Genomic DNA, 13,285 nt, shown 5'->3' on the forward strand with positions numbered 1-13,285 from the left:
ATGCCCTCTATACTGAGATTTTGATTAGGCCATTTTACTTTTTCTCTTCAGCAAGTTCATCTTTGTGTTGTTTCACAAAATCTTCCGGTGTCACTTGTTTTCCAAAGAGAGCAGTTACTAAATCATGATGTAATTCAGATACAGCCGGGCTGGATTGAGTATCAAAGTATGTTGTAACGTTTGATGCTTCGCTTAAATCCTTTAAGATTTCAATGTACATTGGAGCAAGATCCAGGCTTGCTGTGTCTACTTTCGTTGCTGGAATAACGCCAGCGTCGATTACTGATTTTTCTCCCCATCTCTTTACAAGGTATCCAACGAAGTCTTTTGCTTCTTCTTGTACTTTAGACTCTTTAGCTACGAATAAACCAACACCTGGTCCGCCTACGTAGCTGTCGATGCTTTCCCCTTTTCCGCCTTCATATGTTGGGAACTTGAAATAGCCAATCTTATCTTTGAATTCTTGTGCCACGTCAGGGCTTGTTGTGTAGTTTGGTAATTCCCAAGTAGCTGTTAAGAACATCGCTGCCTGTTCATTCATGAAGTAACCTTTTGCATCGTCGTTTGATAAGGCACTTGAACCTTTAACGAATCCACCCATATCAACTAGGTTTTGTACTTCCTCAGCTGCTTTTACAATCGCTGGGTCGTCCATTTTTGCTTTACCTTTAATAACGTCTGTTAAAATAGTAGATCCGCCAATACGGTCTGCTAGATACATGAACCAGAATGATGCTGGCCAGCCGTCTTTCGCACCCACTGTCGCAGGAACAACGCCGTTGTCAGCTAAAGTTTTTATAACATTCTTATACTCTTCGAAAGTCTTTGGAACTTCTAAATTATATTTCTCAAAAATTTCTTTGTTGTAGAAAACGTAAGAAATATTCAACTCAAGTGGAAGACCATATGTTTTTCCATCTACTGCATATGATTCCTTTACACCAGGGATAAATGCGTCTTTAAGGTCCGCATCGTTTTCAACGATATCATCTAGTGGAGCTAACATGTCACCTTCAACGTAAGGCTTGATAAAACCATCTGACCAAGTCATACCGATATCTGGCAGTTCATTTGATGAAGCTAGTACTTTCAGCTTTTCGCGGTATTGATCAGGGTTTAGGATTTCAGTTTCAATTTTAATATCTTTGTGCTCTTTTTCATACTCTGCAATCACATCTTTTACAATAGAGAACTGAGCATTTGAGCTGCCTTCCGGCCATAAATGCATGAATTTAATAACCTTTTTACCATCGGCACTGCTTTCTTCTGAAGAACTTGAAGAAGAACATCCTGCAAGTGCTAGAGAGAGTAGCATAATGACTGACATGAAGATTGCAACCGTTTTCTTATTAAACAATCGTGATTCCCCCTATGACCTTTTGTTTGTTTTCTCTTACATTTATATCTTACATTCTGATAGTTCTGAAAAATAGGTCACAACGATTAGGAAAAATGCCACTATTTTTAGAAAGCCCTTTCATTATTGTTTTTTCGGTAAGCGCTTGGTGTCACACCTTCTAATTCCCTAAAGATTTTAATAAAGTATTTTGCCGTTTTATAGCCGGATTCTTCAGCAATATCATTAATTGGGAGGTTTGTTGTCATCAACAATTCCTTTGCCCGCTGAATTCTGCGGCGGGTTACATATTCACTGAAGGTTAATTTTACATGTTCTTTAAAAAGCGAGCTTAGATAGCTTGGATTTAAATGAACATGGTCCGCAACTTCTTTCTGGGTTAACTCATTTTTGAGATTGTTGTTGATATAGTCAATTGCTTCTCTGATTGGTTCACGATTCGATGGGTTTTGGGTATTGGCATCCACGAGCTTCGTATCAACTACTTTTTCGATCAAGCCCGCCCGGTGTTTTTTCTCAACCTCTTTAAGCGCTTCTTCTACAGCCTCAATTAATGCCTTTTTGCTGATTGGTTTTAGGAGATAGTTTATAACCCCTAGACGAAGGGCTTCCTGGGCATACTCAAACTCAGAGTATGCTGAAATCACGATGATTACAGGAAAAATATTAAGTTCTTTTGCGATTTTTAATAATTCTAATCCTGTTATTTCCGGCATCCGGATGTCGGTGATGAGGATATGAACTTTATTCTCTTTCATCAGTTGGATGGCTTCTTCTCCATTTGAAGCGGTGATAATTTGGAAATTCCCATTCGCCCATGTATCTAAGTTTTTTTTCAGCCCTTGGCGGGTTCTTGGTTCATCATCCACGATTAATATCGTCTTTGTATTCAGCATGGTCTTCCTCCCCCTTCACAGGTATGACAAACGAGACCTTTGTCCCTCTTTTTTCTTCGCTTATAATGGTCAAACCACTTTTTTGATAATATAATTCTAGGCGTTTGTGTACATTCGAGATTGCCATTCCATTTCCGCTTTTCGAAATGACCCCTCCTGAATGTAAGGCCTGTTTAATAGAGTCTAATTTTTCCCGATTCATCCCCGGTCCATCATCTTTAACGACAATTTCAAGGTATTCCTGATTTTCCGTAGGTTGTATCGATACAGATATGGTACATGGCTGTGATGTATTCCCAGCCCCATGCAGAATGGCATTTTCGACTAACGGCTGAATTAATAGTTTAGGGATTCTGACATGCCCTAATTCACACTGCATGTCGAGATGCCACTTTAAGTGATCACCAAAGCGCATTTTCATAATCTCCATATAGTCTTCGATGTGTTTGATTTCAGCCTTGATTGGAACCCAATCCCCATCACTTTGCTTCGTGATTGTATAACGGAATAAGTTCGACATCGCTACTACAAGCTCCGCTAGTTCATCCTCATCTTTATCTTCAAGCGACCATTTAAGCGCATCCAATGTATTAAAAAGAAAATGTGGATTAATTTGTGCTTGTAATGCTTTTAATTCACTCCGACTTCGGGTAATTTCCTTTTGGTAAACCATTTTGATTAAGTGGTTTGTTTCTTTTACTAGTTGGTTATAGGTACTATTTAACTCATTGATCTCATTAACAGCGGTAACACTAGGGTTTAAGGTTAGCGAGCCTGCACTCGCCTGCTGCATCGTTTTTGTCAATTTAACAATCGGTCTTGTAATAAAACTCGATAGCCCCAGCGTACTGATTAAAAAGATAATAAATCCGATAATCCCAGCGATAATGATACCCGACCGTAATACACTAATTCCTTCCGTAAGGGCTTTAATCGGAGTTAAGATTATCAGTGTCCACCTTGTTTCATCCGACGTTTGTCTTGTCACCATATACTCCTGGTTGTCCAACGTCAACGTAGGAGAAGGATCTAAAATAATCGGTTCAAGCGGGTCATTATAATTTGATAGAATCGGCTCAGAGTACTGGTCTAGTAAAATCGAATACTGATTTTCAATATTGGATGTATCCGGATCCACAAACTGAAGGTAATCTCGATAAATACTAATGAGCAGATATCCGCCATTCTCAAAGCCGTGGTTTAATAGATTGACCCGCCTGAGTGCAAGGATGTTATCAGAGTTACGCGGGTCGTCACCAATCCAGACTAGGCTTCCATTTGCATAATCAGCCTGTTGAATCCAATTACTGTCAATTCTTGTGAGTAAATTTGTGTCATCTAACGGGATTAAGCGATCCATTGTATCTGTATAAAGTTCAAACGAAAAAATCCCATCTGTATTTGCTTGAATTGTGGTTACGATGCCGTCTAACTGCTGCCGCTCAGTAAAACTAATATTCTCTCCTTGAAATGCTTTTGTTAAGGTTCTTTGAATTGCGTCATTTGTCATGACTAGCTTAGACGAGGTGCTAATTTGTTTATATAAAGATTCTAATCTTCCATTTGCCTCTACTGCCGTCTGGTGTATCTGTTTTTCGGCATTATTTTTCAACAGGGTTGATACTCTATTAAATGTGATTAAGCTGACAATAGCTAAAACAATCAGCATGACCACTAAAAATACCACAAGTATTTGATTTCGCAACGTGTTCCATTTGTGTAATCTAGCGAACATAATATCGCCCTTCTAAAATAGTTTTTTTTTACTATAACGCATTTTGTCGAATTACGTAATATTATTTTAAAATATCAAAAATCTGTCAATTTAGAAATTAACCGTTTTCAACATGTACCTATTGTTCTATAATGTGTATAAACGGTAAGCACCGTAAGAAGGGGAATGATTATGAATAAGCTATCAATGAGCGGTCTGTATACTCTTACCGAATGGATCACTAGGTTTGCCTATGTAAATTTATTATGGATTGGCTTCTCACTTCTTGGTCTTGTGGTCTTTGGAATCAGCCCTGCGACTGTTGCCATGTTTACGATTATACGTAAATGGATCATGGGTGATAATGAAATTCCCGTATTTCAAACATTTTGGGATTCCTATAAAAAAGAGTTCCTTAGAGGTAATAGATTAGGACTCATCATAGCTTTATTGGCTTATATTATTTTTATCGATTTGAACTATATAAAACTAGATACGATTATTCAAATTCCTTTATACCTCATCATTTTTGCAATCGTTATGACAATTTTGTATATATTTCCTGTCTACGTTCACTATAACGTTACATTCATTCAGCTGTTTAAGAACTCGTTCTTTATCATGATGGTGAATCCACTCTCAAGTATAATGATGCTAATAGGTTTTGTGGCTTTATTCTTTGTAATGAAGTTTTTACCAGCACTGTTATTTTTCTTCGGCGGAAGCCTCTCGGCAGGAATTATTATGTCATCCTGTTATCTTGCCTTTCAAAAAATCGAGAAGAAACTTCAAAAAGCGAAAGCCGCTTAAACATCCGCTGGAGCTAGATTAAAAAAGGAAGCACAAACGTTTTAGTTGTGCTTCCTCTTTTTTATGCTAAATCTAATAATTCGCTGACAGTTACAAGTTGATATCCTTGTAATGTTAATTCGGAAACAAGCATTCGGACGGCTTCTATCGTTTGTGAGCGGTCGCCATAACCATCATGAAAAATTAAAATACTACCATTTTTCACCACATCTCTTGATTTCCCCAAGATATGCCTCACACCGGGCTGCTCCCAGTCCTGAGCCTCTAAATTTAGCGCACCAATCATTGGGTATCTCTTCTTCTGGAGTAAAGATACTGTATCCTGATTATAATCAAGGTATGGAGGACGAAAGACAACAGGTTTTCTTCCCGCCATTTCCTCTATTAATTTTTCCGTTTCTTCAATTTCCTTCAAACAATCTTGTACGCTTAGCTCAGATAGTTTTGGGTGAGTGAAAGTATGATTTCCAATTTCATGTCCCTGGTCTGCAACCTGCTTTACAACATCAGGATGATTTCGCATCTGTTCACCTATCATAAAGAAAGTTGCTTTGCCTTTTGCTTCCGAGAAAATCTCTAAAACTTGCGGGGTGTAAACTGGATTTGGTCCATCATCAAATGTAATGGCAACTACCCTTTGCGATGAGGAATTTCATTAATCATCATCCACACTCCCTTAATAAGGACCTCTTACATAATCCCTTACTTTTTCCCGATAGAAACGTTGAATCTCTTTCTGTTCTTCTGCTGAGAATGGCTTCGTATCAAGAGCAGAGAGATTATCCTCTACCTGTTTAACATTTTTAAATCCTGGAATGATACAAGTAATTTCTTTTTGATCGAGAATCCAGCGCAATGCTGCACTAGCCATTGATTTACGGCCTTCTGCTATCCACTTTAACTCGTCAGCTAATTCGACACCCTTACGGAATCCAAGACCGGCAAAAGTTTCCCCTACATTAAAAGCCTCTCCATTTTCATTAAAGCGGCGATGGTCATCGGCCTCAAAAACATGCTCAGTGGTGAATTTACCAGTCAGCAGTCCGCTCGCCAGCGGTAATCGAACAAGAAGACCAACGCCTTTTTGATAAGCCTCAGGTATTAAGTTTTCTAATGGCTTTTGACGAAACATGTTAAATATGATTTGCAGGCTCTTAACATTGGGATGTTCCAAACAAAGTAGTCCTTCTTCGACAGTTTCCACACTGACACCATAGTGACGAATTTTCCCTTCTTTCTTCAGACGATCTAGTACATCAAAGACACTGCCATCTTTCAAGATCTCTGTTGCTGGGCAATGAATTTGATACAAATCTATCGCTTCCCTGTTTAAACGGCGCAAGCTGTCTTCACAATAAGAGCTTACCTTTTCATAACTGTAATTTTTTGGATCAAAAATATCACCCTGACGGCAGAACTTCGTTGCTATATGTATCTGGTCTTCCTTTCCCTTCGTTGCTTTGGCCAATAACTCTTCACTATGTCCATCACCATATACATCGGCAGTATCAAAAAAGTTAACACCTTTATCCATCGCATATTCTAAAGATTTCAGGGCTTCTGAATCACTCGTCCTGCCCCATGAACCGCCTATTGCCCACGTTCCAAAGCTGACCTCACTGATCATGATTCCTGTATTACCTAGTTCACGATAATTCATCACGACAACTCCTTTACCTACCATTTTTTCTATTTAGAAACTACTTAAGCACGGTTCCAATCAAAGTCAATTGAATTCAGAAAGGCACGAGCGAGCACCATATGTCCCGCAGTAGAAGGATGAACACGATCCCAAGCTATGGTTGCAGGGTACAAATCCTTTAATAATCTATTAAATGCTGCCTGTGTATCCACAAATAAACAATTGGTTTCTTCCGCTATTTTTTTGACAATCTTCCCGTACTGGTCCATTGACCTGCGCATTTGATCGTGTTCATTGCTCTCCAAATAAAATGGAGTCATAAGAACCATTTCTTTCACATATGGCTTTGCTCCTAACACGAGTTCTTTAAGCGTTTGTTCGTATTCTTCAATGTAAACATGCCAATCTTTAATGAAAGGCGTATCATATTGACGCCATACATCATTAATACCTATCATAATGGATAACCAATCTGGTTTTTGATCGATGACATCTTCCTGCCACCTATTTTTCAAATCACGGACGGTATTGCCGCTAATCCCCTTATTTACTACCCGAGTTCCTAATTCCGGATAAACCGCTTGAAGCAGCCCATCAACAAAAGATACATACCCTTTACCCTGGGCAGCAAATAATCCTTCACCCTCTGGTTTTGCTCGTTCACAATCTGTTACAGAGTCACCGATAAATAAGAGTTTTTGGCCCTTGTCTAGTTTCATTCGTCCTCTCCTCCTTATGCCCCAATATTTAGATTATCTAGGCTGTGTCAACCGGGCTGTTGATTTGCGCTCCAGGCGCTATGCTTTCCGCGGGCTCGCCCGTGAGCCTCCTCGGTCGTTCCGACCTGCGGGGTCTCACTCAGCTCGTTCATCCCGCAGGAGTCAAGCGCCTTCCACTCCAATCAACAGGTTGTTAAACCAACAGTATTCTCTTTAACACAGCCATTTAAGAGAGCTGACAAATGCCAGCCCTCCATTCGTATGAAGGATAGATTAATTAGCGGTAGTGGCCTGATTTTGAACCAAAACTTTTTTCTCCCAAACCCGGCTTCTCCATCTAAAGTACATGGTAATTCCTCTAAACCATTCGTCAACAATAAAGGCAATCCAGATCCCCGGTAAGCCAAATCCAAGGTGAATCCCTAAAAAATAGGCTAATGGTACACTTATTCCCCACATTGATATAAAACCCATAATGAGAGAAATGTTTGCATCCCCTGTTGCACGCAAGGAATTGATAACCACTAAGTTAAAGGTTCTTCCCGGCTCGAGGATAAGACAAAGCAATAACAATGTACTGCCCATAGAAATTATCTCATCATCCTTGGTGAAAAAACTGAGCAGTGGTTCCCTAAAAATGGCTACTACAATTGCAATTGCCACTGTCATAATTAAACTATACCGCAGGCTTTTCAGTAATTGATGATAGGCTCCTTCAAAATCTCTGGCTCCTGCCTTGTAGCCAATTAGAATTTGGGTTCCCTGTCCCATTGCTAAGCCAAACACAAGAATAAATGAAACTATATTCTGTGTATAAACACGGGTGGTTAATGAAGCCGCACCCAGCATCGCAATGATCGCCGTAATAGCTAACTGGCTGAGGTTGAAACAAATTTGTTCCCCTGCTGCTGGTACCCCTATTTTCAGAATCCTTTTAATTTGAATACCATCAATCGTGATATAATCCCTTAATTTAAGGTTAATCGGAATTCGATCATACAGTAACTTTAAAATAAGAGCCAATGCTATGGCCCTGCTAATGGCAGTTGAAATGGATACACCAATTACACCCATCTCTGAAAATCCCAGCAAACCAAAGATTAAGATGGCATTTCCAATCAAGTGAATAACATTCATTGTGATGGAGATCATCATGGCATCTCTGGTGTAGCCATTCGCTCTTAGAATGGAAGAAACAGTAATTAGAACGGCTTGAAGAAATACTGTTCCTCCTACAATCATCAGATATTGTTCCCCTAGTTCAGCAATATGCTCCTGCAGGTGAAAGAAGCTTACTAGTTCTGTTCTAAAAATAACTATGAATAAGCTAATGACTAAGCCAATGACAAGGTTGAGGGTTATTGAGATCGCTGTTACCTTTTTCGTTTCATCTTTTAAACCTGCACCTAAGTATTGGGAGAGAACAACAGCTGTCCCACTTGATACGAAACTGAAGATGAGAATACATAAAAATATAAGCTGGTTTGCCACACCCACAGCTGCGACAGCATCATCCGAAATATGCGAAAGCATAATGGTGTCGGTACTGCCCATAATCACTTGGAGAAATAGTTCTACAAAAATTGGCCAAGTAATTGCTAGTAAACTTAACTGAGGAGTGCTTTTATTTATGGATTTTTCCATTAGAAATCCTCTTATTTCCTAAACTCTCTTAATTGCTCATTCAATTCCTTTGTTTGTGAATAAACTTTTTTGTAGATTGTAAATAGTTTCTGATAGGCTTCAACGTTTTCCGGAATAGGATAATAGGTCTTTGCTGTTTGAATAAATTCCTCTGCACATTCTTTAAGTGATGGGTACCAGCCACAGCCATATGCCGCTAACATTGCTGCACCCATCCCAGGGCCTTGTTCGCTCGTAAGCTTTTCAATTTTTGCATTGAAGATATCTGCCTGCATTTGCAGCCAAGTGTCATTCTTAGCGCCGCCGCCAATTGAGACGATGGAATCAATGGTCTTCCCGCTGCTTCTAAAAATCTCAATGGATTCATTTAATGAAAAGGTTATTCCCTCAAGGACAGCACGAGCAAAGTGCTTACGTTCATGCGCAGCATCGATACCAATAAAGCTGCCGCGAATATTTGAGTCCGCATGTGGAGTTCTTTCGCCAACGATATACGGAGTAAATAACAATCCGTTGCTGCCTGCCGGAACTTCATCCACACCTGCTAAAAACTTATCAAAGTTTTCTTCCTTCGCAAATGTTTCTTTAAACCAGCTTAAGCTATAGCCAGCAGCTAGAGTTACACCCATTGTATAGTAAGTATTTTCTTCACCATGGTTAAAGTAGTGAACCTTGCCTTCAAAGTCGAGGTCATTTCTTTCTTCATAGGAAAGAACAACGCCTGAGGTACCGATACTTGCTAATGTTTTTCCTTCCGATAAAATCCCTGATCCGATTGCGCCGCAAGCATTGTCAGCTCCACCGGCGAATACCTTAACAGCTTCTGATAATCCAGTTGCTTGCGCAATTTCTGCCGTCATTGTACTAACGAACGCATGGGATTCTACTAAAGCTGGACACAAATCAGCTGAAAGACCAAAGGCGTCTAACACTTCACCGCTCCACTCTCGCTCGGCAACGTTTAGCAATAACGTTCCCGCCGCATCAGAATACTCCATGTGGATATTCCCTGTAAGCCGGTAACGAAGATAGTCTTTTGGAAGGACAAATCGTTTCGCCTGTTGAAAAATTTCTGGTTCATATTCTTTTACCCAAAGAATTTTTGGTAAAGTAAAGCCTTCTAACGCTGGATTTTTCGTTACTTCTAATAAACGCTCTCTGCCAACAACGTCATAAATTTCCTGGCATTGTTTTGTGGTTCTTGTGTCATTCCACAAGATCGCGTTTCTTAATACTTGATTGTTTTCATCTAATAAAACTAGGCCGTGCATTTGGCCGGAGAAACTGATTCCTTCAATATCGTTTACATCTCCATCGAATTGCTGTATTAGTTCCTTTAATCCTGCTGTTGTTTTTTCTACCCATTCTTCTGGGTTTTGTTCACTGTAGCCTGATTTTTCAATGATCAAAGGATATGATTTAGAAACTTCCTTACACACTTCACCTTTTTGATTCACAAGTAGGATTTTTACGGCACTCGTTCCTAGGTCAACTCCGATTACATACTTCATCCTTATCATCCTTTTCTAAAAAAAGTGCTGGAGTAATAGGCTACCAGCACTTTTTCATGTTTATATTGAGTATAGATTAAACTGTTACACTTGAAAGTGTTTCTAGTAAATATTGATTGATTAAAGCCTTTAGGCGCTCTGTTCTACCTGATGTATTCTTGATTTCTGTTAATCCAAGAGCATAAGCTTCAAGCTCGCGGAAGTTTGTTTTTCCTTCAACGATCTCTAAACCAATTCCTTTTGTATAGCTGCTGTAGCGTTCTTCAACAAAGCTATCGAGTACTTTATCTTCGATTAGCTTATTAGCAACTTTAAGCCCGATTGCAAATGCATCCATACCAGCGATGTGTGCGTGGAATAGATCTTCTGCTTCGAAGGAACCTCTTCTTACTTTCGCGTCAAAGTTCAAGCCGCCTTTTCCTAAACCACCGTTTTTGAGGATTTCATACATAGCCAATGTGTTCGTATAAAGATCAGTTGGGAACTCATCTGTATCCCAGCCAAGTAGTGTATCACCTTGGTTAGCGTCAACAGAACCTAACATTCCGTTAATACGAGCTGTTCTTAACTCATGCTCAAATGTGTGACCAGCCAAAGTAGCATGGTTTGCTTCAATATTAAATTTGAAGTAGTCTGTTAGGTCATATTTTTGTAAGAATGCTAGACCAGTAGCCACATCAAAATCATATTGGTGCTTTGTAGGCTCTTTTGGTTTTGGCTCGATTAAGAATGGAACGTTTAAGCCGATTTCTTTTGCATAATCTACTGCCATATGGAAGAAGCGTGCTAAGTTATCTTGCTCAAGCTTCATGTTTGTATTTAAAAGTGTTTCGTAACCTTCACGTCCGCCCCAGAAAACGTAGTTTTCGGAACCAAGTTCTTTTGCTACTTCCAAAGCCTTTTTCACTTTTGCTGCAGAGTATGCGAATACATCTGCATTCGGAGAGGTTGCAGCACCATGAACATAACGTGGGTTAGAGAACATGTTGGCTGTGTTCCAAAGCAATTTCGTTTTACTAGTTTTCATGTATTCCTTAATCATACCTACAATAACATCTTGATTTTCATTTGTTTCTTTTAAAGTGCTTCCTTCTGGTGCAATATCAACATCATGGAAAGCAAAGAAAGGAACATTTAATTTTTCAAAAAGTTCGAATGCTGCTTCCACACGCGCCTTAGCTAAATCTAACCCTTTTAAGTGATTCCAAGGACGGATAGCTGTACCAACACCAAATGGATCTGTACCATCTGCTGTAAATGTATGCCAGTAAGCAACAGAGAATCGTAGAATTTCTTCCATTGTCTTACCATTTATTAATTCTTCCGGATTATAATACTTAAACGCTAAAGGATTTTTAGATGATGCGCCTTCAAATTGAATTTTGTTAACTGTTTCGAAATAAGCCATTTGGTTATTCCTCCTAGTATTTTGGTTTTTAAATTTATGGTTTCGAAGCTAATGTAAATGCTTACAAAGGGTCATTAGAGCCTCTTAACCTTTGTTACTCAAATTATATCACCGTCAACTTAGTTTGTCTATCGTATAAACTAAGTTTATATAAATTTTTTTATCGATAAATTAAATAATTCTGGCATAGGGATAGACACCTTTGACCCATCAATATTCTGTTAGTGTCCTCCTGTTTCGGTAATTTGAACAATCATATTTTAAAGGTATTTTTTATCAACAAGATGGTCGAAAATAGTTGTAGGGACAGGCCTGTTCATTTTACCGCTTGTTACTGTTTGTATATCTATTAAACAAAGTTTGTGCTAAAATTAATATACTATCAAATAAGGAGTTTTTATAAGTGCGAACCATGACTTGGAACCAACATATTGTAAAAAAAAATAATAAAGCGCTCGTATTACAATTAATTATGGAGAAGGATCCCATTTCAAGAGCCGACATTGCCCAAGTTTCAGGTTTACATAAGGCAACAGTTTCTTCTTTAGTAAACGAATTATTAGAAGAAGAACTCATTTTTGAATCTGGACCTGGGGAATCAAGCGGCGGCCGGCGACCTGTTATCCTTCATTTCAATAAAGCAGCAGGCTATGCAGTTGGGATTGATATCGGGGTAAATTATGTATTATGTGTCTTGACGGACTTAAAAGGTAATATTCTGATTGAGAAAAATCAATTGGTTAACCGAACCCCTTATCCCACAATTTTAGGCATTGTTCAGAATATGGTTCAATCTCTAATTGATGAGATGCCTAGCAGCAGGTATGGAATTGTGGGAATAGGAGTTGGGGTTCCTGGAATTGTAAACAAAGAGGGTTGTGTCCTGCTTGCTCCAAACTTGGGCTGGACAAATATACAGTTGAAAATGGACCTCGAGAACCTATTCCAAGTTCCTGTTATCATTGAAAACGAGGCAAACGCTGGTGCTTTTGGTGAACAGCAGTTCGGTGCAGGTCAAGACTATCAAAACATTATTTATATTAGTGCTGGAATTGGTATCGGTGTAGGAATTATTTTAAACAAAGAGTTATATCAGGGGAAAAATGGATTCTCTGGCGAGATGGGACACATGATTATTGATATCAACGGAAAGCCTTGCAGCTGTGGAAGCAGAGGTTGTTGGGAAGCATATGCATCTGAAAATGCTTTGCTAGAGATGGCTAACACCGATTCACTTGAGTCAATGATTGCTTTAGCAGAAGATCGTAATCAAACCTCTCATAAACTTCTGGGGGAAATTGGGACTTACCTTGGATATGGTATCAATAACATTATTAACACCTTTAACCCCGACCAAGTCATCATAGGAAACCGGTTAGCGTTGGCAAAACAATGGATTGAGGAGCCCATCCGGACAACCATACAAAACCATACACTTGCGCATCACCAAAAAGAGATGCGAATTGATTTTTCAAAGCTTGGTAAATACTCGACTGCATTAGGCGTGTCTGCTTTTGTTGTTGAGAGATTTATTAAAGAAGAAGTAAAAACTTCTTAATGGTTGTGTTAAGAACTTACCTTTTA

Annotated in this window: 11 protein-coding genes; 2 read left to right on the forward strand and 9 right to left on the reverse strand. The window is 39.1% G+C overall.

The features are described from left to right. Positions 1-34: 34 nt before the first annotated feature. The 3 genes from F4694_RS30070 to F4694_RS30080 all read right to left on the reverse strand — a co-directional run bounded on the left by F4694_RS30070 (position 35) and on the right by F4694_RS30080 (position 3,988). Positions 35-1,327, reverse strand: coding sequence for an extracellular solute-binding protein (locus F4694_RS30070; protein WP_179603607.1), 1,293 nt, complete (start codon positions 1,325-1,327; stop codon positions 35-37). A 137-nt stretch (positions 1,328-1,464) separates the two neighbouring features. Further along, positions 1,465-2,250 (reverse strand): response regulator transcription factor, encoded by a 786-nt coding sequence (locus tag F4694_RS30075; protein ID WP_179603608.1) that lies wholly within the window; start codon positions 2,248-2,250, stop codon positions 1,465-1,467. Continuing rightward, the gene (locus F4694_RS30080; protein WP_179603585.1) at positions 2,219-3,988 is read right to left on the reverse strand and encodes a sensor histidine kinase; all 1,770 of its coding nucleotides are present in this window, start codon (positions 3,986-3,988) and stop codon (positions 2,219-2,221) included. Before F4694_RS30080 ends, F4694_RS30075 begins: the two co-directional genes overlap by 32 nt. Positions 3,989-4,159: 171 nt before the next feature. Between F4694_RS30080 and F4694_RS30085 the strand changes: the two genes are divergently transcribed. After that, on the forward strand, positions 4,160-4,777 hold the full coding sequence (locus tag F4694_RS30085) for a YesL family protein (protein ID WP_179603586.1): 618 nt from the start codon (positions 4,160-4,162) through the stop codon (positions 4,775-4,777). A gap of 61 nt (positions 4,778-4,838) precedes the next feature. On the opposite strand, the gene F4694_RS30090 is transcribed toward F4694_RS30085, so the two are convergent. The 6 genes from F4694_RS30090 to xylA all read right to left on the reverse strand — a co-directional run bounded on the left by F4694_RS30090 (position 4,839) and on the right by xylA (position 11,701). Next, positions 4,839-5,402 carry a polysaccharide deacetylase family protein gene (locus F4694_RS30090; RefSeq protein ID WP_179603609.1) on the reverse strand — a complete coding sequence of 188 codons (564 nt, stop codon included), beginning with the start codon at positions 5,400-5,402 and terminating at the stop codon, positions 4,839-4,841. A gap of 51 nt (positions 5,403-5,453) precedes the next feature. After that, the gene (locus tag F4694_RS30095) at positions 5,454-6,437 is read right to left on the reverse strand and encodes an aldo/keto reductase (RefSeq protein WP_179603587.1); all 984 of its coding nucleotides are present in this window, start codon (positions 6,435-6,437) and stop codon (positions 5,454-5,456) included. 44 nt (positions 6,438-6,481) lie between these two features. Then, complete coding sequence (locus F4694_RS30100; protein WP_179603588.1) at positions 6,482-7,138, reverse strand: SGNH/GDSL hydrolase family protein; 657 nt, start codon at positions 7,136-7,138, stop codon at positions 6,482-6,484. A 273-nt stretch (positions 7,139-7,411) separates the two neighbouring features. Beyond that, complete coding sequence (locus tag F4694_RS30105) at positions 7,412-8,782, reverse strand: MATE family efflux transporter (RefSeq protein ID WP_179603589.1); 1,371 nt, start codon at positions 8,780-8,782, stop codon at positions 7,412-7,414. An 11-nt stretch (positions 8,783-8,793) separates the two neighbouring features. After that, positions 8,794-10,293, reverse strand: coding sequence for a xylulokinase (xylB, locus tag F4694_RS30110; protein ID WP_179603590.1), 1,500 nt, complete (start codon positions 10,291-10,293; stop codon positions 8,794-8,796). Between the two features lie 76 nt (positions 10,294-10,369). Then, positions 10,370-11,701: a xylose isomerase gene (gene xylA, locus F4694_RS30115; RefSeq protein ID WP_179603591.1), complete on the reverse strand. Its 1,332-nt coding sequence runs from the start codon at positions 11,699-11,701 to the stop codon at positions 10,370-10,372. Between the two features lie 412 nt (positions 11,702-12,113). Between xylA and F4694_RS30120 the strand changes: the two genes are divergently transcribed. Then, entirely contained in the window at positions 12,114-13,259 is a 1,146-nt protein-coding gene (locus F4694_RS30120; protein WP_179603610.1) for an ROK family protein, read from the forward strand. Positions 13,260-13,285 lie beyond the last annotated feature (26 nt).

This window comes from Neobacillus driksii (assembly GCF_013409995.1).
Lineage (GTDB): Bacteria > Bacillota > Bacilli > Bacillales > Cytobacillaceae > Neobacillus > Neobacillus driksii.

Coding starts and splice junctions, on each gene's coding strand:
- F4694_RS30100 (WP_179603588.1), bottom strand. CDS start 7,138: ATGAAACTAGACAAGGGCCAAAAACTCTTATTTATCGGTGACTCTGTA.
- F4694_RS30105 (WP_179603589.1), bottom strand. CDS start 8,782: ATGGAAAAATCCATAAATAAAAGCACTCCTCAGTTAAGTTTACTAGCA.
- F4694_RS30085 (WP_179603586.1), top strand. CDS start 4,160: ATGAATAAGCTATCAATGAGCGGTCTGTATACTCTTACCGAATGGATC.
- xylB (WP_179603590.1), bottom strand. CDS start 10,293: ATGAAGTATGTAATCGGAGTTGACCTAGGAACGAGTGCCGTAAAAATC.
- F4694_RS30080 (WP_179603585.1), bottom strand. CDS start 3,988: ATGTTCGCTAGATTACACAAATGGAACACGTTGCGAAATCAAATACTT.
- F4694_RS30070 (WP_179603607.1), bottom strand. CDS start 1,327: ATGTCAGTCATTATGCTACTCTCTCTAGCACTTGCAGGATGTTCTTCT.
- F4694_RS30120 (WP_179603610.1), top strand. CDS start 12,114: ATGACTTGGAACCAACATATTGTAAAAAAAAATAATAAAGCGCTCGTA.
- xylA (WP_179603591.1), bottom strand. CDS start 11,701: ATGGCTTATTTCGAAACAGTTAACAAAATTCAATTTGAAGGCGCATCA.
- F4694_RS30095 (WP_179603587.1), bottom strand. CDS start 6,437: ATGAATTATCGTGAACTAGGTAATACAGGAATCATGATCAGTGAGGTC.